This window comes from Bacteroidales bacterium, from assembly GCA_031276035.1.
In the GTDB taxonomy this organism is placed as follows: Bacteria; Bacteroidota; Bacteroidia; order Bacteroidales; family BM520; genus RGIG7150.
The window spans coordinates 24,986-48,928 of the sequence record JAISNV010000034.1 but is presented as its reverse complement, the minus strand read 5'-3'; the positions used below and the strand labels follow the sequence as shown (position 1 = coordinate 48,928).

Here is a 23,943-nt window from a genome sequence, read left to right as displayed (position 1 = left end):
TTAATCGTAATAAAAATCTTTCGGTGCTTTCGGATATAAGGGTATAATCCAAGATACTTTCAGTCCGACCAAAACATCATGCCGCCAGTTCGTGTCTTTAGACATCGTATCGAAATTATATGCTCGGATGCTATGCGTAAGACCGTAGTATGCTTCTATTTCGGCTTTAAAGTTTATTAATCTGTTATTATTAAAATAAATATAGCCTAATTGAATTCCGGTAACCGGACCAACCGAACATCTATCATAACCTTTTCTATAATCAGGATCAAGCTGAGGTGTATCGTTTTGATAAACTTCAATTCTGATTTTATGAGTAAAAAGACCTAAACCCCCGGTAAGAAACAAACCGGAATTCGGATTATGAGCCCATACATCAAAAATCTTTCCGGCACGAAACATAATAATATGACCGCGTTCATAGATATTAATTATTGCCGGTTGTCCTGCCCCGTTAAGAATATTAATATCCATATCCCCCTGTGAAAAAGAAATCGCTTTAAAAAGGGTATCTTTATATTTTACATTATTGCTAAAAAGAAAATTCCAATCAATACCCCAAAGAATATTATTCTGAGTCTTATACGTAAATCCTGCTCCGATTGTAGAGTTGGATCCAAAACGCTCAGACATATCTACAAATGGAAATTGATATGAATATGAAAGACTTAAAAAAGGTATACTCATCTTATCTTCTGATACCTTTTTGTCTTGAGCCGGAACAAGAGAACTTTGTATCAAAAAAAGAAATAAAAATAGATATTTACAATTTTTCATCATGGCGCAAAGATAGATAAAAAAATATTACCTTTGCAAATAATCAATATAAATTGATGAGTCAATTATGATACAAGATACTAGTCTTCTTAATTTGGTCATTTACTACATTGCAATAGTTCAAGCCTTATTTACCGGAATTGTTTTTATTTCCAAGAAAGGTAAAGCTTCTTCATCGGCTTTATTAACAGGGATTGTTATTTTAATGATTTTTGATATTGCTATAGGGTTAATAAAGCTTCGTTTTCCGGATCTTTTCGGTGATACTTTGCCGCTTAATTTTTTTGTTTTTGCATACGGGCCGATGATATTATTATATTTGAGAGCAACCTTGTTGAAAATAAGAACATTAGCCGCTGCAAACATTATACACTTTATTCCATTTCTCTTGTTTTTGTGTTTATCTTTGGTTTTACGCGGCGATACAGCAATATTCAGAGTACAATTTTTTAGAGATTTGGAAACACAAAAAGCTTTGTATATAGTATATTATTCCTTAACTTATGTTTCTGTAATAGTTTATACAATTGCAAGTTTTGCCTGTATTGGTTATGCTAAGAAAAACATAGAAGATTTATACTCCTTTGAATTATCCGAAAAACTTCTTTATTGGTTCAAATATCTGACAATGTTATTTTTTATCATGTATATTTTACAGGCTGTAACCGGTTTTTCAAGCATAATAACAGGAAATGACACCTTTGATACGAATATGTTTGTAGTTGTAGGCCAATGTGTGTTTTTTCTTTCTTTGCAATATTTTCTTATTAATAGACCCGAATTATTTATTGATGAAAAAAATTCTATTTACGATTTTTCCGGGGGCAAACAATTAGATAATTATTATAATAAATCTAAAATACCCAAAGATACACTTGATCAATGTGCGGAAAAGCTCGTAAAATTAATGGAAGAAAAAAAGATCTATCTAAAAAATGATCTTAATTTACAAGATGTTTCGGAGATGATAAATTACCCTAAACATTATATTACTCAAGCTTTAAATCTTATTCTTAAAAAGAACTTTTATTTATTTGTTAATGAATATAGAGTTAATGAGTTTAAGGCCAGAGTAGCGGATAAAAAAAATAACAATCTTACAATAATGTCTATCGCTTATGATTCGGGCTTTAATTCTAAATCTACTTTTAATAGTATTTTTAAGAAATTTACAGGACAAACCCCTTCGGAATACGTAAATTTAATTAGAGCAAATAATCATAAAAAATAATAATATCTTTTTTAATAAATTTAATATTTTTTTTGTTCGAAAATATAAAATTAGTTGCGTAACTGATAATAAATAAGAGAGTTAAAAAACTTTTCAACAAACTGAAAAAAAAGTGTTGAAAAGTTTTAAAATAAATAAAATAATTCTATATTTGCATGATAATTTATGTTCGGGTATTATGTATGCCCGAATATTTGCTTAATATATTGTAAATAAATAAAATAAATTAGTATAAATTAAAAAATCTGATTATGAAAAAACTTTTATTCATTTTAAGTTTAGCATTTCTTGTTTCATTCACGGGAATTGCGCAAAAATTTGAGACTTTGATGAGTATTGATAACGTAGTTATTGAGAAAAAATCAAAGAGTAAAGACGGAGAGAAGATGTTAACGCACTCTTCGTTAGAAAAAGATCAGGCTCAATCGAATGAGTTGATTGGACCTATTGCAATGCAAGAAGGCTCTAAAGGGCCCGTTGGTACAAATTGGATGACATGGTTTCAAGGGCCAACATATAGCCTTTCCGGAGCTGGTGCCACTCAATTCGGTGTTTATCAGCGTTTTGCTGTCGAGGATATTGCTGACTATGTAGGCCAATACTTGACAAAGATTAAGTATATAATAAATCCTAGTGCTGTGAGTGGTGCTATAACCTATTACACAGCATTTTCTACAGCACCAAAAATTCAAGTTTATGTTGGTGGGTCGGTAGTCGGTACAACTTATGATCCCGGAACATTAGTAGCAGAAGTTTTAGCAACAAATTATGATTATACTGATGTTAATTCTTTGAACTTTTATAATTTTGCAGAATTATCTACTCCTATTCTAATTGACGGAACACAAGAAGTTTGGTTTGGTATAAACTTTTCACCATCACAAACTTGTTATCCCGCAGTTTCATCAAATTCTGCTTCAGCTGATTTGGGTTATATCGAAGGTAAAACTAATATTTTTTACTATAATGGCAGCTGGGCCACAACATACTCTTATTTTACGAGTTATCGTCATGTATGGGATTTGGCTGCATACACACGCGATGCCCTGCCAACCGAGGTTTGTAATATAAGTGTTGAAATGGAAGACGAATTTGGTGATGGCTGGAATGACGCTACTATAAGCTTTTTCGATTCATATAATAATGAATGGAATATTATTACATGTAATGAGGCAACTGCCACTTCAACTGTCACACTTCCTATAGGTAATATTTCTTGCTATTGGACGCCCGCTAATTATGATGAAGAAGTTTCGTTTGTAATTAAAAATTCTGAAGGAACTACTATATTTACTTGTGAAACCGGTGATTTTGAAGATCAAGAAGAAGGAATTTTCTTTACTTTTAATAATACTTCATGTTTAACAAACCCTCCTCAAGAGTGCGACCCAGTAACAGGTTTAACAGTTGATGTTAATGGCGCTAATGCAACAATTATGTGGGATGCTATAACGGGAGCTGTAGAATATAAAGTCTTTTTAGGTTATATTGAAGTTGCTACTGTTGCAGATCCGACATATACTTTTTCAGATTTAGAGAATGAAAGTAATTATATTGCAAGTGTTACTCCTGTATTTAATGATGATTGTATTTCCCTAAGAACAGATATTTCTTTTACAGTTTTAACTTGTGATGATCCTCCTACAAATTTGAATGTAGCTTATAATTTAGATTGCGATGCTGTGCTGACATGGACTTTTGAAGCTGGTACTGGTGGTGATATGCTACTTTGGGACCAAATGCAAGTTGGACAAACAACAAGCGGATATTTTTCTCAGTCATGGAATGATGGAGATGTACATATAGTTGATGATTTTGTTTTAGATGCTAATACTGTTTTGACTAAAATTAGTGCATATACAGGATATACTGCTGCTACTAGCCTCCCTACGTCACTCGGTATAAAAATATGGGATAGTAATGCAGATGGCGCTCCGAATACTTTGATACATACAATTACGGGTCTTCCTTATGCTACAGGTACAATTACTTTGGATATATCTTCTGAAAATATTGAACTTGCAGCAGGTAGATATTGGTTGTCCGTTTATGGCATTTCAACATCAAACTACAGTTCAGGTATTCAGAGATATTTATGGATAACCGGTCCAACAGTAGTAGGAAATGTCGGTTATTTATACGGATCTGTTACAAATTCGATATACGGCATTGCTAATAATTCCTGGTATTCATTGTCAGCTCAAGCCTCAAAATCTGCAGTGTTTTCCGTTTACGGCATTCCAGAATTTGAACCTACATTCAACGTCTATAGAGACGGCGTTTTGGTTGCAAGCGAATTAACAGAGTTGACTTACACCGATACCGGATTTAGTACTACTGAAGGTCATGTTTGGTCTGTAAAGGCAACTTGTTTGAACGGCGGATTAACAGAGGCTGCAATTCTTGATAAAGAAGCTTGTGTTTCTCTTGACCCTATTACCGATCTGACAGCAAATGTAGTTTCTACAACAGTATATCTTAATTGGTCGGCGCCAGGCGGAAAAAACATGACAACAATTAAGGAAAATGAACTATCTCTTACTGCGCAATATGTTCCGTATGCATCTAAAGGTCTTACCGGCTATGAAGTTTTCTTCAACGGGACATCTCTCGGTACCACAACTAATACCTATTATAATCATACAGGAGTTGCAGAAGGCGAACATGAGTATTGTGTAGTTGCTGTTTATGACGAAGGTTCATCGGAACAGGTATGTATTGATGTGGAAGTTTTAGCACCTGCAGAATGTAATCCCGTTACTGATCTAACAGTTGAATATGATGAAAATTGTGCTGCTGAACTTTCTTGGACAGCACCGGCAAAGGGAAATAAAGCTCCGACAGTTTTGTGGGATAATACAAATATTGCTGTTCCGACTACTGGTAATAATGGCTTAATTTCTTCATCATGGACAGATACCTATGTTTTGGTTGCCGATGATTTTGAAGCTGAAGAGGGATGGATAATAGATAAAGTTGTTACCTCAGGTTTCTATAGCTCCGGCTCTGCTACAACAACGCAATTACGTATTGTGATAATGGATGATGATAATGACTCTCCCGGCACAGTATTGGTTGATGAGATTATAAACTATACAGTAGCTGGTAGTTGGGATTTAGGTACTCTTTGGTCAGCACGCCTTAGCACACCTTTTGAGATTTCTACAGCAGGTAAATATTGGATTGGCGTTGCAGCTCACTTTAATGTTGCAAAACCTGCGACATTAAACAATGCAAGATGGAATATTTATTACGGATATACAGGTATAAGTACAGGTTTCTACCTTCATGATCCTTCGAATGCTTTTGGCTCAGGAACGGATTGGATGTTAGCTAATCCTCTATTGGGTGATGCTGGCGTATCAATGTATTTCCAATTATTATCACCTGATCCTGATGCAAAATATTATAATGTGTATAGAGATGGTGTTCAAATAGCTCAAGGAATAGAAACCACTTCTTACACTGATAGCGGTTTCGACCAAAGAGAATCACATAATTGGACTGTTACTGTTGTTTGTGAAGATGGCGAATCAGAACCTCTAACAATAGAAAAAGAGTCTTGTAAAAGTCCTAACTGTGAAGATGTTGTAATAGGAACAGGAACAACAGGCACCAATGCATTTCCTGTAAATACGTATTACAGACATTCTTATTCTCAACAAATTTTCGATGCTGCCGAAATAGGAACATTCAATGAAGATATGATGTTAACATCAATATCATTCCAATATATTTATTCTACGGCAACAACTAAAGATCCTGTTACTATATATATAGGTAATACAACTAAAACGGAATTTACTTCAACAACAGATTGGGTACCATTGCTTGATATGAGACAAGTATTTACCGGTAGCATTACTTTTAATAATACTAATAATTGGGTTACTATTAATTTCGATACACCTTATGCTTATACAGGTGGAAATCTTGTTGTTGCGGTTCTCAATAATGCAGGCGCATACGATACAGGAAGCAATAATACTTTCTACTATCATACTACTACCGGTTATAAAACATTACACTATAGAGTAGATGGTACGGTTCATATTGATCCTTTAGGTCTTCCGGCCGGTTATGCAAGAGTGCAACAACGTAATAATGCTATGTTCGAATTCTGTCCGGCGGAAGAAATTCTGGCTTGCGAAGAAGACCTTGTAACTATAGGTACAGGTACAACAGGTACATATCTTATACCTATTAATACTTTTTACAGACATACATATTCACAACAAATCTTTGATGCAAGCGAAATAGGATATGAAGGAGAAACCGGAAAAATATCTTCGGTGGCCTTCCAATATTTTTATAGTACTGCTCAAGATAGACAAAATTTTAGTGTATATATAGGTAATACAGATAAAACAGCATTTGCCTCTACAACAGATTGGGTAGCATATAATGAACTTGAATTAGTTTATACAGGTACCTTACATTTGGATAATACAGGTGAAAATTATTGGGTAACAATACCTTTTGATACCGAGTTTGAATATGCGGGCGGTAATGTTGTTGTTGCTGTTCTTGACAATGAAGGAGCTTATTATACATCTAGTAACAATACTTTCTATGCTCATACAGCATCTGATTATAAAACTTTACATTATAGAGTGGACGGCACTACACAGATCAATCCGGCAACTCCTCCAACAGCTTATGCTAGAGTTACAACACGTAATAATATTCAATTTGATGTTTGCATCGGGGGTGCGGTTACTTGTGATATTCCTACAGATTTAGCCGTTACTTATATTGATGAAACATCAGCTACTGTTACTTGGACTCCGGCAGAAGGTACTTATGCTTGGAATTTGGAAATCGTGGAAACCGGTCAACCGCAAGGTTCCGGAACAATAGTTTCCGCTTTAAATCCTACATATACTTTTACTCCTCTGACTGAAAATACGTCTTATACGGTTTATCTCCAAACCAATTGTGGCGGCGGCGATATAAGCGAATGGATAGAAGTTAGCTTTATTACCGATTGTTACGCCATTACTGCATTACCTTTCTCTGAAGGTTTTGAAGGCGGTAACCTTATACCGGAATGTTGGAGACAAGAATATGTTGTCGGAAATAATGACTGGTTGTTCAGAACCAATACTTCTAACCCGTCTGCTCCGCATACAGGATCTTATAATGCCGCATTTGCACATTCAATAACAGGAAATACAACAAAACTTATTTCTCCGCAATTTGATTTTTCAAGTTACGATGAAGTTAAATTATCTTTCTGGCATGCACAATTTACCTGGTCTGGAGATCAAGATTATTTAAAAGTTTATTATAAAAATGATAGAAATTCAGAATGGGTATTATTAGATGAATTTACTGAAGATATTAGTACATGGCAACAAGATTATTATTTACTACCTGAACTTTCTTCTACATATTGGATTGCTTTCGAAGGTGTGGATGGTTTTGGTTACGGAGTAGTTCTTGATGATATTTATATTTATGTACCTGAATATACTATACTGACGGGTGAAGTTACCCATCAAGGAAACCCTGTTGAAGGAGCTACAGTTTATTTTAAAGGAGATTATGCAGAGTATACCGAAACAACCAATGTTAGTGGCGTATATACCATTTTGGAAGCAGAAGTTGGAACTTATGACGGTGTCGCTTCTAAAATAGGTTATCATTCAGACTACAAAAACGGCGAAGATGTTTCACAACCTGTTACCCGTATTGATTTTGTACTTACAGCTCCTGATTTCTATGTTGTTCCTGAAGAGGTTACAGTTCAAACAACTTATACTGTTGATGGATATGCTGGTGTTACCTTACATAATGATGGTGACGGTGCTGTTGATTGGGCTCTCGAAATCGAATATCTTGATAAATCCGGTTCTAAAGATGCTTGGGATTTAGTATATAATTTTGCCGGATCATCTGAAGGCGGACAACAAGGTATTGCTACCGATGGAAATTATATTTACACTGCTTTTTGGGGTACAAGTGGTAAATTCGCTAAATATGAAATGGACGGTACATTTATTGAAAATTTCACAATTGCAAGTGTAGGTGGTATTCGTGATTTAGCTTACGACGGTAGCTATTTTTATGGAGGAGCAAGTTCCACAACAATGTATGTTATGGATTTTGTAAATAAAACTTTAATATCTACTATTACTACTCCTGAAAATGTTCGCCATTGCACCTATGATCCTTCCGTTGATGGTTTTTGGATTGGGGATTGGACAACATTGAGAAGAATTAACCGCGACGGAACATCTCAAGTTACAGGTACAACTATTTCCGGCGTTTACGGAAGTGCTTATGATAATGTAACGGTAGGCGGTCCGTATTTGTTATTATTCTCTCAAACAGCTTATGATAACAGTCAATGCCTTGTTTATCAATATGATATTGCTAACAATACATTAGCTTCTACACCTATTATTAATATTAATATGCTTCCGGGATTTACTTATGTTGCCGGTGCAACTGGTAATAGTATTGCCGGCGGTGCATTTACTGCTATGTATGAAGATAAACTTTGTTTCTTTGCAAACATACAACAAACACCTAATCAAATAGGTATTTTTGAACTTGGTAAAGCAGGATGGTTAAGCACAGAAACAATGACAGGACACCTCGAACCCGGAGAATCTCAGGATGTTCTATTTAAAATGGACGGCTCATGGGCTGAAGAAGGCGAATGGCATGCAAATGCTAACTTCATAGGAACACCTGGGGCAGAACCTGCTACAGTATTCGTAACATTTATTATCGGAGAATCTCCTTGTGCAATGCCTGAGAATCTGACTGCTGAAATTAAAGGCATGTACGTTGCAGAAGATATGAATGATGTTATTCTTACATGGGAATTAGGTGATAAAGCCGCATTACCGAAAATGGAACCTCAATATCCAAAATCAATGGAAAATAGCGCTCCTGCAAGTTTAAAAGCAGACTGGATTAAAGCAGATCCTATTTATCCAAATGTAATATATACAAAACCCGCATCTAAAGATAATGAAATATTTAATCAAGCCGAATTAATTACTCATGTCGGACAAGCTTATAATGGAGCTGATGCAAGTTCGTTAGAACCTACTTCTACAACCTACGGCTCCAATGCCGGATTAACCTTAGGTTATATGATAGCAGATGATTTTACCTTAGTGGGAAATACTATAATTGAAGAAATGGAATTCTATTGTTCACAACAAAATACTTCTTCTACAACATCTACAATAACAGGAGTATATGTACAAATTTACGACGCTTCTCCTGCATCAGGTGGTCAAGTAGTATGGGGTGATATGACAACTAATAGATTGGTTTCAACTGAGTGGACAGGTATTTATAGAACATCTTCAACAAATATAGCTACTTTTAATACTTTACCGATTCAAACAGTAATTGCTGATATGAATAATCTGGAATTACCTATGGGAGAATATTGGGTAGTAGTTGCCTTTACCGGCTCATTATCAGATGGTCCATGGGCAGTACCGCGTCAAATTTGGGGACAAACCAATACCGGTAATGGAATGCAATATTCATCAACAGGATGGATTCAATGGACAGATGGAGGTTCCAGTTATAATTACGGTTTACCATTTATTATAAGAGGAACAGTAGTTGAAACAGGTTTATTAGGTTTCAATATCTATCGTGACGGTTTCAAAATTAATGAAGATCCGATATTAACGTTCTCTTATACAGATGAAGACCTTGATTGGGGTATGGAATATTGTTACTCTGTTCAAGCTGTTTATGACGATTGTATATCTAATACTACGGATATAGTATGTATTACTATTCCTGAAGATCCTTGTGCACTACTTGGTATACCATATGCAGAAGGTTTCGAGTTCGAAGGTTATATGCCTTTATGTTGGAGTCAGGAAATAGTAAGTGCAGGTCCGAACGGAACCGCACCAATGCCGTGGCAAATTGTTACCTCTAATACAACATATCCGTCTTCTGCAGCAGAAGGTCAATATTTTGCATTATTCCCCGATAGAATCGGCAACAGAGGAACATATATCACGAAACTTGTTTCGCCGCAATTCGATTTAACGGATTATGAAAAAGTTAAATTGCAGTTTAAAGCCTTTATAGGTAATTGGGGTGGTACGGATGATACTGACCTGAAAGTTTATTATAAAAACTCTCCCGATGGTGCTTGGACATTAGCATACCAAGAACTTAGTATGTTAACTTCTTGGACAGAACTTGAAGTAATATTCGATGATCTTTCTGAAACATTCTGGTTCGCTTTCGAAGGAACTAATCAATACGGTTACGGTTTAGCCATTGATGATGTTATCCTTGATATTTATTGTGACCCGGTAGAAAATCTTACAGGAACAGTAGTTGCAAGAAATGTTAGCTTATCATGGACTGCCGATTTAGAAACACTATCTAGTGCAACAGTTTTAGAAGAAGGTTTCGAAAGTGGAAGTATTCCTGCTACATGGACAAATATTGATGCTGATAATGACGGACAAAAATGGACTACTCAAGGTCTCACTAGTGGAGCAACTCCTTTTGATCTCCCTGCTTATAGCGGTAATTATGCAGCCGGTTCGGGATCGTTTATTAACACTATTGGTGCTTTGACCCCCGATAATTGGTTAGTTACTCCTCAGGTTAATTTGGGTGCTAACGGATCATTAACTTTTATGATTTCAGGAAATGACGCAACTCTCTATTACGAAGAACATTATGGCGTTTATGTATCTACTACAGGTAATAATCCGAGTGACTTTACATTATTGTTTGAAGAAACAATAGCAACTGTAGGTGCCCCCAGTTATCAACTCAAAACAATTGACCTTTCAGCTTATTCAGGTAATGTTTATATAGCTTTCCGTCATTTCAATTGTACGGATCAATATTTCATTCTACTTGATGATGTAAAAGTTGTTAGCGATATGGTTAATCCTACTTTTGATGTTTATCGCGATGACGTAGTTATTGCAAATGATATTAACGGATTATTATATGTTGATATGGGCTTAAGCAATGGTACTTATGAGTATTGTGTAATTGCCAATTATTCTAACGGTTGTGTATCCGATCCTGCATGTGTAACGGTAGATGTACTCTATTTCGATCCTCCGATTAATTTGGAAGTAACTACTCAATTTAACGTAGAAGAAGCATATTTAACTTGGGAAGTTGAAGATTATTTAACACCTTTAGGATTTAATGTTTACAGAGACGGTACACAAATAAATACCTCTTTAGTTGAAGAAATGGAATATGTAGACGAAACAATTGAGTTTGTTACTGATTATTGCTATAAAGTAACAGCAGTTTACAGTTATAATTCAACTACAGAAGAATCTGATCCTTCAAATGAAGTATGTATAACAACTCCGTGTTATGTTTTCGGATATCCTTTCTATGAAGGATTTGAAGACAACAACACCGATCTTCCTATATGTTGGGATCAAGAATATTTAACAGTCAATATTGTTGATTGGACGGTTATTCCTACAGGAACTTATTATCCTCCTTATGCAGGTACATATTCCGCACGTTTATACTACGCAGGATATGATAGAACAACCAAACTTGTTACACCTTATATAGATCTTACAACTTCAGATATGCCTGTATTGAAATTCTGGCATAGACAAAGCGCATGGGCTGGAGATCAAGATAGATTAAAAGTTTATTATAGAACTGATATAGATGGCGCATGGATTTTATTGGATGAATATACAACTGAGGTTACCGATTGGACCGAACGTGTTATTCTGTTACCTGAAATTAGCGGTACATTCAGTCTTGCATTTGAAGGATTAGTAAATTATGGCCACGGCGTAGGTTTAGATGAAATTTCTATTACTGATTATGCATTTACCGAATGTGGGGATGCTCCGGTAGTTAACTCAACAGTAGATATAAATGATGATGTTATTGATATAACCATAGATTGGGCAGCTATGGTAAGTCCGTCTTCGGAACCAGCTACCCAGTATGCTATTTACAGAAATGGCTTATTTATAGGTTATACAGACGAACTTACTTATGCGTTCGACAATGAACAATTCGGGGAACTTGAGTATTGTGTACGTGCAATGTATCCTAGCTGCGTATCTCCGTTAGGTTGTGCAACCGAATTAATATGTCCTTGGATTACCGACTTAACTGGTGTGTTTGATGAAAACGTTCACGAAGTTTATTTAACTTGGGATTTCCAAAATTATGACGGAACTGTTAATTTCCTTGTTTATCGTGATGGTGAGTATATCGGATCTTCCGCTACAACAAACTATATTGATGGTAATATGGAAATAGGTACCTATGAATATTGTGTAAGAGTTGAAGCTACTGATATTCCGTGTACGGGAGACGCTCGTTGCGTTACTGTTGCTACTTGCGGTCAACCTGTGGTTGCTTTAGATGTAGCACAAGGTACATCGGATATTAAGACAACTGTTCTTACATGGTCTGCACCTAATACTTCATTTAATATTGCTAATTATAAGGTTTACAGAGACGCAGTTTTAATATCTACTCTACCTTCAACAGAAGTAACTTATACTGATGATGATGCTTCATTAGATTTTAATATTGCTTATACTTATACTGTAGCAGCGGTTTATTCAGGTGGTTGTGAAGTAAACACAAACGAATCAATTACCTTAAATATTTTAGCTCCGACGAATGTATTTGCTACAACAACAAGTAATGAATACGAAGTAAATATTAGCTGGCAAGCACCTGCTCAAGAAATTGTAACAGGTTACAAACTATATAGTAATAATATAGAGATAGCAACTATAACCGCACCAACAACACTTTATACAGATGTATTTGGTCCTGGTTCTTATGATTTCTGTGTATCTGCAGTATATAATACTTATGAATCAGATAGATCTTGTGCAACAACATTAATTATTAATAATTTGAGCACTTGTGAACCGGTAGCGGACTTAGCTGCGAATGTGGATAATTGTTCGGTAGAATTAACTTGGACGGCTCCTGAAGTAGAGTATAATACAATTATATCATACACAATCTTTAAAAATGGTGTTGAGATAGCTGAAACAACTAATACTTCTTATACTGAATTTGAAGCATTGGCAGGCAGCTATACTTATGGAGTATTTGTCAACTATGAAGATATCACAAATTGTACAAATCCGTTATCAGAAGTAAGCGTGTCAATTAACTTACCTGCTATTACAAACTTTGCCGTAACATCGGAAAATACAAGAGTTAATATGGTATGGACTGCTGTTTCTAATGCAAGTACATATAGAATTTATGAAGATGGAAACTTCTTAGCTGAAGTATCCTCATTAACATATTCTTATGATGTTCTTGCCGAAGGTACATATACATATGATATTGAAGCGGTATTTGTAACAGGTTGTATCACTACAACAACACAGGCGAGCACGCTGGTTGATGTTGCGGAAGTAACAAATGTTAATGCTACTGTTCAAAATGATGACATTACAGTTGTTGTAACATGGACAGCTCCAACGCCGACTACAAATTTCACAGCTTATAATGTATATCGCGATGGTGATTATATGACTACGATTTATAACATTTCAACAACAACATTTACAGATGTTCCGACTGAAGCAGGTACTTACTTGTATTGCGTATCGGCATTATACAGCGGAGTAGTAGAATCTGAATTTGTATGTGATGCTGTAACTTTAGTTTATGATGACCAATATCCTGCTGTAACCGCTATGAATGTTGTTGACAAAGAAAACTTAACAGTTGTATTCGGTTGGACAGGTAATGAAAGAGCGGATGTTTACAATGTATATATTGTGGAAGGTTCTACTGATGTTTACTTAGGTTCAACAACAAACTTAAACTATATGTATAAATTTGTTGCGGAAACAGCATCGGCGCAAGTTGGTGTAACAGCTATGTACGGCCAATACGAGTCTGCAAAAACTTACCTAACTATTACTAATGTTGTCGTAAATGCAGTACCAAGTATAAATGCTGAATCTTCCTTAGGTAATGTAACTTTAACTTGGACTTCACCAAGTGATACTTATAATGATTTGGTTGGTTATGCTTTATATCGTGACGGTGAATTGATAGCAACTACTTCAGCCTTAACATTAGAATATACTGATATTCCAAATGAAGGTATATTACACAACTATTGTATTGAAGCATTATACGGACCAAATGCCGTTAAATCTGTTCAAACTTGTGTTGATGATATTAACCCTGAATTCTGTGAACCAGTTACTGATTTGTATGCAGAGAAATGGTCTGATGATTTGATAAATATCACATGGAATGCTCCGGCAAATGTTGTTGATGCTAGTTATAACATTTACAGACAAGGCGTATTGATAGCAGTAGTAGATGAAACATCTTATCAAGATACAGAACAATTGCCGTCCGGTACTTATACTTATTCAGTATCTATGGTATGTGAAGATTCATCACAAGGTGAGTCATCACGCGTAAACTTTACGATCACAGTATCTGCCGGTATTGGAGATGCTGATATTGAAGTAAATGTGTATCCTAATCCTGCTAGTGATTATGTTATCGTTGAATGTGATGCTATGAGTAGTATCAGAATCTTCAATAATAGCGGTCAATTAGTTAAAGTTGTAAATATTAATGCTGAGAATAGAGTTAATATCTCAGTACAAGATTTTGCATCTGGTGTATATCATTTCGAAATTAATACTATTAATGGAGAAAGGATAAATAATAGAGTTGTTGTTGGTAGATAATATAACAACAGATTAATTTATAAAAGGGAGACTTTACGTCTCCCTTTTTGCGTTATAAGATTAATTATAATAAAAAATTAAATGAAATATGGACAGAATATTTAAAATCGTTTTACCGGTAGTTATTTTACTTTTGGTATATTCTTGTAAAGATCCTAATGAAGAAACAAAGACTATTACAGGAAATGAAAATGTAAAACAAGAAACACGTCATTGTGCCGACTTCTCAACAGTTTATGTATATGATAACTTTACTGTTCAAATTTATAAAGATGATTTATATAAGCTTGAAATGGAAGGAGAATCAAACTTACTTTTTTATATTGAATACGATATTAATAAAAATGGTGTTTTAACCTTAAAAGTTAAGGATAATTATATCTTAAACCCGACAGTTCCGATAACAATTAAGATATTTACGCCGGGAACACCGGAAGTAGTTTTAAGTAACAGCAGCGTCATATATTATAATGAAGTAACTGATACTAAATGTGCACTTTCTCTTAGAGATAATTCGAAAGCATATTTCACAAACTCTAATATAGCAAGATTAAATATTACTTTATCAAATCAATCTTCTGTCGAATCCGACGGATTAATTGCCGATATTGTAGATATAAGCACCGTTACATCGAGTAAGATTAAGATGAGAACCGTTGAGTTTAATACTGCAACAATCACCTCACAGTCTGCCGGAGATGCTTTTTTTACGGGAACATGCAATAATGCCAATTTAAATATTAAAAACTCGGGAGATATAGATGCAAAAGATATGACAATTTCTAATTGCACTATTTCGATAGGAAGTTCCGGTAATATTTATGCTCATGTTACCAACACTTTGGAAGGTGTAATTAACGGTTCCGGAAATCTTTACCTCAAAGGAAACGTCAATACGGATAAAGTTATTATTAAAAGTACTGGAAGGATTATTCCGCTTTAGTATGTGGAGAAAATAAAAAAGGTACCTTTTTGAGGGTACCTTTTTTTATATAATTCTTTTAAAATATTTACTTGACAATTGTCAACTCGTCAATAATTCTTTGACAACCTGCGTATTTATCAATTACAAAAAGAACGTAACGAATATCAACAGAAATTGTTCTTTGAAGCTCCGGTTCAAAAGCAATATCTCCGCTCATAGCTTCCCAATTGCCGTCGAATGCAATACCTATAATTTCACCGTTTCCGTTAATTACGGGACTTCCTGAATTTCCACCTGTAATATCATTATCAGATAAGAAACAAACAATCATTTTACCGTCTTTATCGGCGTAATCACCGTAATCTTTTGCTTTCCATAATTCTTTCAATTTTGCAGGAACAATAAATTCTTCATTAGTAGGATCCTCTTTTTCCATAAGGCCATCAAGAGTACAAACATAATCGTAATGAACCGCATCGGCAGGATAGTAATCCAAAATACTGCCGTAAGTTAATCTCATTGTGAAATTAGCATTCGGATAGTAAGCCACATCGGGATTCATCTCTCTTAATGCAGCGATAAACAAACGATTACCTTTATTTAATTTAGGACTACTTTCTGCAATGGCCATTCTTCTGTTCATCATAACTCCAATTAAATCATCTCCGAGAGTTCTGAGAGGATCTTTTTCAACAGTTTTTTTATTGGGTTTATTTAAGAAAGCTTGAAAATGTTCTTGAGAAGCATAAATGGAATTCTTTAAAACGTCATCAACAAAAGCGTCAACATCACCTTTATATTTTTCATCAATCGGCTTTAAAGATTCTATAGCAGACTCACCGGTGAAATATGAATGTAAATAACGAATAACTTCTCTGAAAATAAGTTCTTCGGTATATTGATCATATTCAAAATATAATTCCGGAAGCATTTCTTCTATTTCACCTAATAAAACATTCACTTCATCCTTACTTTTCTTTTCTTCACCGTAAACATCTTTAAGTCCGGTAGAAAGTTCGTAAATATTATTGATTATTCTTGAACCTATTATCGCACCTTGAACTATCCAAGCATCTTTATAAAAATTACTTTGAGCAATATCTTTATAAGCATCTTCTAAAAGAGTAAGGGTTTCACCGTATTTTTCTTTACGTTTAGGATCGGCATTTATCCATTTATTTAAATCGCTTTCAATTTTTAATTTCTTATCATAAACATTTAAACGTTTTAGTCCGCGGGTTTCACCTTTTTTGTTTTTCCACAAGTTCGCATATTGAGCATAAGTAGAAGCGTACATAATATTCACATCCTGACTTTTATCCATACCTTTTTTCATATTTGTAAGGATGATATCGAAAATAGCGTCAATAGAAGGATTTGTTTGCTCAAGGTTAAGTTTTACACCCCAAGACGGAAGATATCTGTCTGTAGAACCGGGATAGCCCCAAATCATTGTGAAATCGTCTTTTTCAACGCCTTTTGTTGAAACAGGGAGAACATATTTAGGAATATAAGGAACGTTATCTTCGGAATATTCTGCAGGTTGATTATCTTTATCGGCATAAATTCTGAAAACAGAAAAATCACCGGTATGGCGCGGCCACATCCAGTTATCAGTATCACCGCCAAACTTACCTATTGATGAAGGAGGAGCTCCAACCATTCTAACATCTTTGTAAACTTGATAGATAAATAAATAATATTCATTACCGCCAAAAAGGCCGTTAACTCTTGCAAGATACTTGCCGTCTTCCGAAGCTTCGGTTTCGAGTTCTTTAGAAACTTTACGAATAGCATCGCTTCTTTCTTTTTCGGTCATGTTATCGGTTACATCAACCAGAACTTTTTCCGTAACATCTTCCATTCTAATGAAAAAAGTAGCGGTAAGCCCTTCGCAAGGTAATTCTTCTTTAAAAGAATTCGCCCAAAAACCATCAGTCAAATAGTCGTGCTCAATAGAACTGTGTTGCTGAATAGCACTATATCCGCAATGATGATTTGTAAAAAGCAATCCTTGTTCCGAAACAACTTCAGCCGTACAGAAATTGCCAAAATTTACGATAGCATCTTTTAAACTCGAATTATTGATGCTGTAAATATCTTCAGCGGTGAGTTTAAGACCCATCTCATTCATTTTGTCTATGTTAAGGTCCTTAACAAAAATTGGCAGCCACATTCCTTCATCAGGAGCAGCATTTAAGATTAGAGTACTACTAATTAAAAGAGTACTGAACATTAATAGAAATTTTCTCATATTATTAAAATTTTAGGATTCAAAGATTAAAAAAAATCAAAAAGATTGATTTAAATGTCATTGCAAAGAGCTGACGATAAAAACAATCCATTTTATTAATTAAAACAAATGTTTACCTTGTGTAAATACTATATCAACCGGAATACTTGCCTCGTTGATTCTATCAAGATCGGATTGTAAAACAGGTTTAACAATACCTTCTTCTTGGATTAAGCGTTTGGTTCCATCATAATTTCCATCGCCCTGAAGAATAAGTATTAAAGAAAGTATTTCAGATACTGCAGTCTTCATTTTTTCAAAATGAACCGTATATTTTCCGGTTTTTTCATTTCTGGTAAAAGCACCGAGTTGTTCAAGTTTATTGAATACCATCATGTTTGCTTTTCCGTGAGCGCTTGCGGCACCGAAACGGGTTGATCTGAAGATTCCAGTAAAGAAGGTTACATAATTATCCGTCAAATCTTTTTCTGGATATTCGCCCATTTCGTAAAGTTGAGAAACAAGATAAAGTCCCATAATATCGGCTTTTGCTTCTTCAATGGCAGAATATTGTTCTTTTAAAGCATCGCGAACGGTTGCGTTCGGATCATTAACGAGAGATTTAACTCCCATGCCGTGACCAACTTCGTGGAAAGTTACGTTTTCAAAGAATGCATCGAATTTAACGTGTTGTAATTGGCTTTCATCTAAAATAATTTCTGAAATAGGAACAACAATTTTATCGAATTTGGCTTTCATTGAATTCTTTAATTGTAATTTACGAGAGCCTATGGTTTTATGAACTTCTTCATCATTAGGAAGGTTGATAGCAATAGTTTTGCTTCCGGCATTACAATCGCCGCGATAATAAATTGCATCATAAACATTTATATCTGAATCTGTTCCCGGCATTTCGCTTTTATATTTTTCAACAACAGGAAGACGTTTTTGCAAATCGGGAAGCATTTTGGAGTACTTACTGAGTTTGGCACTCCAATCGGGATCCTTAATCAAAATAAAAGATTCGAAAGCGCATTTATAACCGAATAGAGCATCTTCATAATTTTCAATAGGACCTACAACGAAATCTATATTGGCATTCTGCATTTGCATCCATGCAAAATCACTCGGTTGATAATCGGAAGTAACAAGTGCTTCGGCACGGGATTCCAAATAATTTTTCAAACCCGGATCATCAGCATAAGCAGCCGCCTGACGCATAAGTTCGGAAGCTTTTTCCAACTGAGATTTATAAGCATCATGATACCAAACGACCTTTAAGTTTCCGTTATCGTCACGGCGAATCAAAGTATATCCAGAACGTTTATTCGGATCGTTAAGTTTTTCAAACTCCTCAACAGTCATGTCAACAGGATAAAAGTTCGCTCCTTTTGGTTTTTCCATAAACGGATCAATAAAAGAAATATTATCGTTCAATCTGTCCCACGGACCATACATTATTTTTGCAAAAGCTTTTGTATTAGGATCCTGAATGCTATTCAGGAATTTATCTCTTTGTCCTATCGTTTGTTTCCAATAAAGGTCATCCATAATATCCGCTACATCCCAGAGAATATTAACGATTTTTCTTTCGTTGTCGGTAAGATGACTTAAGTCGCTCTTAAGTTCGAAAGGCGCAAAAATAGCCAATCTTTCATTAACGTAGTCTTCGCACATTGGAAAAGTTTCTTCGGGAATATTGATACATCCCTGATAGTTGTTTTCTAAGGTTTCTTCACTGGCTTTTTTGGTTCCGCAAGAAGTAACAACAAAAACAACTAAAGTTAACATTAATAGAGTATTTAATTTCATAATTAAAAATTTTTGTATGATTTGCAAATATAACACATATTTTAAATTCATTTCAATGCTTTAATGAGATGAGAGTTAAGTTTTACGTGTTTTAATTTAAAAAAATGTTAATATTTTTTATGATATAAAGAGAGTATATAATATTATTTATATTAATAATTAAAGAATTACGTTACATTTAATAAACAAATAGATAAATTTTGAATAGATTTTGTAGATTCTGTCCAAAAAACTTCTAAATTTGCATGATTAAAAAAATAAATAAGTTATTCCTATGAAACCAATCGGGCTGGATGCCTCTTTAGAGAATGAACATCATTTATCGGTTTCATGACACCTTGTTCATTTTTTGATTGAATCATGGGTTTAGTTACGCTTCACTCATACGACATTAAATCAAAAATTAACAAATAAAAATATTTACATATGAAAAAAGCAAGAAAATCGTGGATTATATTTTTATCAATTGTTGCTGTTGTTGTAATAGTTTACTTTTGTTTGCCTCAATATGCTCGTAAGGCATTGATACATCTAACTCCGAATATTGATGATTTAGAACTTTTCCCTACAAATATTGTTTCTGCAAATAACCACGAAGCAATTAAATTTCATAAAAAATATAATGAATTTGATTTGGATCCGGTGTATAGACAGGATATTGAGAAACTTGATCCGGTTGCTTTTGTGATATTTAAGGACGGAAAGTTATTTTATGAAGAGTATTGGGAAAATTATGACGAAAGCTCTTTGTCGAATATTTTTTCTGCATCTAAAAGTATAATCGGATTATTGATAGGAATTGCTATAGATCACGGATATATCGGTTCGGTGAATGATGTGATTTCTCAATATATTCCCGAATTTGATAGTAAATATGATTATATTACAATTGATGACATGCTGACTATGAGTTCGGGCTTAAATTGGAAAGAAGGATATAATTCATTATTTAGTCCGACAACGAAAGCATATTACGGAAAAGATTTAAAAAGCCTGATTCTTGAACAGGAACCGGCCAAACGTCCCGGCAAAGAATTTTACTATTCCAGCGGAACTACGGCTTTATTGGGATTAGCTCTGACAAATGCAACCGGAATGACTGTTAGCGAGTTTGCTTCCGAATATCTTTGGTCGGAAATAGGTGCGGAACATGATGCACAATGGAGTTTGGATCATGAAAACGGACTGGAGAAATCTTATTGTTGTTTTTATTCTAATGCCAGAGACTTAGCAAGAATCGGGCAACTTGTGCTTCAAAACGGAAGGTGGGAAGGAAAGCAAATCGTTTCAAAATCTTATCTTGAGAAATCTTTTACTCCCGCATCGTATTTAAGAGATGAAGATGGTTATCGCGTTGATTACTACGGTTATCACTGGTGGTTGTTGAAGTATAAATATTATAATATCAAATATGCACGTGGAATTTACGGACAATATATAATAACGATTCCCGAACATGATATGGTTATTGTTCGTCTCGGAAATAAAAGAGATGATGTTAGGGTAGGAGCGCATCCGAAAGATGTATTTTTGTATATCAATGCTGCAACGGAATTACTTGAAAGACAACCGGAAAAATAAATATTGGAAATAAAATATTCTGAAAAACAGAAACAAGTTTTTTATAATTGTTATTTCTAATGAATATCCGCAGATAATAATTCAAAATAGATGAAATAACTATAGAAAAAGGTGTAAAGCCTCTTCCTTTATGTATGTCAATAATAAAACTACCTCTACTTGCAATTCTTTTGGCATTCATTTTCTAAGAGGTTTTTACATCTCTTTTTATAGATTTACTTACAGGAAAATTCTAAGTTTTTCGTAAGGATTGTCGGGGAAATCAAAAACAACGGAATCAACACATCAATCATAATAATAAATCACATCGAATTCCCTATCTTTGTAAAAATTATTTTCTATTATGTCAAAAAGTTACCTTATCTTTTGTATTATGTGTCTAACAATTATTAGTGCAACAGCACAGAAAGATTACACTAAATATGTTAATTCAATGATCGGTACTAAAAGCATGGGTCATACTTTTCCCGGCGCTTGCGTTCCATTCGGCCTCGTTCAGCTTAGCCCGGATACCGATACCGTTCCCCACAATATAGATGGTAAATATCAGAAAGAAGTTTATAATTATTGTGCAGGATATCAATATGATGATAATACTATCGTCGGTTTCTCGCATACTCATTTTAATGGTACCGGACACTCGGATCTCGGTGATATCCTTATCATGCCTTATACCGGTGAAACAAAATTAAATCCAGGAACTAAAGACAATCCCGAATCCGGTTATCGCTCCAGATTTAATCATAATACAGAGAAGGCCGAACCGGGATATTACGAAGTTATTTTGGAAGATTATAATATTTTGGCACAACTTACAGCAACACAACGTACAGGAATCCACAAATACACTTTTCCGGAAGATGAACAACAAAAGATTATCCTTGATCTTAATCATGGAATTTATAATTATGACGGAAAGGTTTTATGGGCCAATGTGCGAGTTGAAAACGATACGTTAATTACAGGTTATAGAATCACAAACGGGTGGAGCAGAGTAAATTATACTTATTTTGCCGTCTCGTTTTCTAAAAAGATCGTAAACTATGGATACAAAGATTTTTCTCCTTCAAAATATCAAGGTTTTTGGAGAAAATTTAATATGAATGAAAATTTTCCGGAAATCGGAGGAAAAGAAATTGTTTGTTGGTTTGAATTTGAGGATGATAAAATTGATAATCTTGAGATTAAACTTGCTTTATCTGCTGTCGGCACAGACGGAGCTTTAAAAAACTTGCAGGCCGAGGCTTCACTTTTTACTTTTGAAGAAATTAAAGAAAAGGCTCATAAAACTTGGAATGAAGCACTTTCGGTTATTGACGCAAAAGGTACGGAAGACCAGCTTACAATGCTTTACACTTCATTGTATCATACAATGATAAATCCGTCGGTTTATATGGATGTCGACGGTTATTACAGAGGAATAGACCATAACATTCATAAGGCCGAAGGTTTTACAAATTATACGATTTTTTCTGTTTGGGATACTTTCCGTGCATTTCATCCATTATTAAATATTGTTGATACGGATCGCAGCAAAGATATTTTAAATTCGATGCTGGCACATTACTCTCAAAGTGTTCATAAAGCTTTACCTGTTTGGAGCCACATGGGCAATGAAAACTGGTGTATGATAGGCTATCACAGTGCTTCCGTTATGGCAGATGCTATTGTGAAAAATATTCCTATTGATAAAAATCTTGCCCTCGAAGCTATGATTAACAGTTCCAACCTGTTGTATTATGATAATATTGGAGATTATCTTAAGTTCGGCTACGTTCCTTATGAGAAAAACGGAAATGCCGCTTCAATAACTTTGGAATATTGTTATGATGATTGGACGATCTACAATTCGGCTTTAAAGCTCGGAAGAATTGATATTTCCAGAGAATATAAAAATCGTGCTTTGAATTATAGAAAGATATTTGATCATGACATTAAATTTTTCCGTCCGAAATATTCAGATGGAAACTGGAAAAAAGACTTTGATGTTTTGGAAACTCACGGACAGGGTTTTATCGAAGGTAATTCCTGGAATTACTCTTTCTTCGTACCGCATGATGTTATCGGTTTAATAGGATTGGTGGGCGGAGATAAGGCATTTATTCAGCGGCTTGATTCATTGTTTACAATGTCTCTTCCGGATGCTTACATCGAACATACTGAAGATGTAACCCGCGAAGGAATCATGGGAAATTATGTTCACGGAAACGAACCGAGCCATCATATTCCTTATTTGTATGCATGGACTTCCGAACCTTGGAAAACTCAATTCAGAGTCAGAGAGATAATGAATGAAATGTACAAAAACAGTATAGACGGTTTATGCGGGAATGATGATTGCGGACAAATGTCGGCTTGGTATATCTTTTCGGCGATGGGATTTTATCCCGTTTGCCCCGGAACAGATCAATATGTTTTCGGAACGCCGTATTTGCCGTATATGGAAATTAATCTTCCCGGTTCAAAAAAACTTATCATTAAAGCAGATAAAGTCGGTGATAAAAACAGATACATCAAATCTATAAAATTGAACGGAGATATTATTGATAAAGCATTTATTACTCATGAACAAGTAATGAACGGCGGTGTTCTTGAGTTTGAAATGACAAATAAACCAAATAAAGAAAGAGTTTTCTTTGATAAGAATAAGCCGTATTCTCTTTCGGGAGCGATAAATTATTGA

At 34.7% G+C, this 23,943-nt stretch carries 8 protein-coding genes; 5 read left to right on the top strand and 3 right to left on the bottom strand.

The window, feature by feature from the left end:
* A complete protein-coding gene (locus LBP67_08730; GenBank protein ID MDR2085061.1) occupies positions 1–687 on the bottom strand; it encodes a hypothetical protein in 687 nt (228 codons plus the stop codon).
* A gap of 157 nt (positions 688–844) precedes the next feature.
* Here LBP67_08730 and LBP67_08725 point away from each other — a divergent pair, with 157 nt between their 5' ends.
* The 3 genes from LBP67_08725 to LBP67_08715 all read left to right on the top strand — a co-directional run bounded on the left by LBP67_08725 (position 845) and on the right by LBP67_08715 (position 15,652).
* Complete coding sequence (locus tag LBP67_08725; protein ID MDR2085060.1) at positions 845–2,008, top strand: AraC family transcriptional regulator; 1,164 nt, start codon at positions 845–847, stop codon at positions 2,006–2,008.
* Between the two features lie 251 nt (positions 2,009–2,259).
* Positions 2,260–14,709 carry a choice-of-anchor J domain-containing protein gene (locus LBP67_08720; protein MDR2085059.1) on the top strand — a complete coding sequence of 4,150 codons (12,450 nt, stop codon included), beginning with the start codon at positions 2,260–2,262 and terminating at the stop codon, positions 14,707–14,709.
* Positions 14,710–14,797: 88 nt separating this feature from the next.
* Positions 14,798–15,652: a DUF2807 domain-containing protein gene (locus tag LBP67_08715; protein MDR2085058.1), complete on the top strand. Its 855-nt coding sequence runs from the start codon at positions 14,798–14,800 to the stop codon at positions 15,650–15,652.
* Positions 15,653–15,719: 67 nt separating this feature from the next.
* Here the strand turns inward: LBP67_08715 and LBP67_08710 are convergent, their stop codons facing one another.
* Both LBP67_08710 and LBP67_08705 read right to left on the bottom strand, forming a co-directional pair.
* On the bottom strand, positions 15,720–17,888 hold the full coding sequence (locus tag LBP67_08710; GenBank protein MDR2085057.1) for a S46 family peptidase: 2,169 nt from the start codon (positions 17,886–17,888) through the stop codon (positions 15,720–15,722).
* A gap of 99 nt (positions 17,889–17,987) precedes the next feature.
* Positions 17,988–19,679 carry a Zn-dependent hydrolase gene (locus LBP67_08705; protein MDR2085056.1) on the bottom strand — a complete coding sequence of 564 codons (1,692 nt, stop codon included), beginning with the start codon at positions 19,677–19,679 and terminating at the stop codon, positions 17,988–17,990.
* A gap of 426 nt (positions 19,680–20,105) precedes the next feature.
* Here LBP67_08705 and LBP67_08700 point away from each other — a divergent pair, with 426 nt between their 5' ends.
* Both LBP67_08700 and LBP67_08695 read left to right on the top strand, forming a co-directional pair.
* Positions 20,106–21,260, top strand: a complete 1,155-nt coding sequence (locus LBP67_08700) for a beta-lactamase family protein (protein MDR2085055.1) — start codon at positions 20,106–20,108, stop codon at positions 21,258–21,260.
* Positions 21,261–21,633: 373 nt separating this feature from the next.
* Entirely contained in the window at positions 21,634–23,943 is a 2,310-nt protein-coding gene (locus LBP67_08695) for a GH92 family glycosyl hydrolase (GenBank protein ID MDR2085054.1), read from the top strand.

What these genes read in the sequence shown, in the direction of transcription:
- LBP67_08730 (MDR2085061.1), bottom strand. Translation starts at nt 687, where the DNA reads ATGAGTATACCTTTTTTAAGTCTTTCATATTCATATCAATTTCCATTT.
- LBP67_08725 (MDR2085060.1), top strand. Translation starts at nt 845, where the DNA reads ATGATACAAGATACTAGTCTTCTTAATTTGGTCATTTACTACATTGCA.
- LBP67_08720 (MDR2085059.1), top strand. Translation starts at nt 2,260, where the DNA reads ATGAAAAAACTTTTATTCATTTTAAGTTTAGCATTTCTTGTTTCATTC.
- LBP67_08715 (MDR2085058.1), top strand. Translation starts at nt 14,798, where the DNA reads ATGGACAGAATATTTAAAATCGTTTTACCGGTAGTTATTTTACTTTTG.
- LBP67_08710 (MDR2085057.1), bottom strand. Translation starts at nt 17,888, where the DNA reads ATGAGAAAATTTCTATTAATGTTCAGTACTCTTTTAATTAGTAGTACT.
- LBP67_08705 (MDR2085056.1), bottom strand. Translation starts at nt 19,679, where the DNA reads ATGAAATTAAATACTCTATTAATGTTAACTTTAGTTGTTTTTGTTGTT.
- LBP67_08700 (MDR2085055.1), top strand. Translation starts at nt 20,106, where the DNA reads ATGAAAAAAGCAAGAAAATCGTGGATTATATTTTTATCAATTGTTGCT.
- LBP67_08695 (MDR2085054.1), top strand. Translation starts at nt 21,634, where the DNA reads ATGTGTCTAACAATTATTAGTGCAACAGCACAGAAAGATTACACTAAA.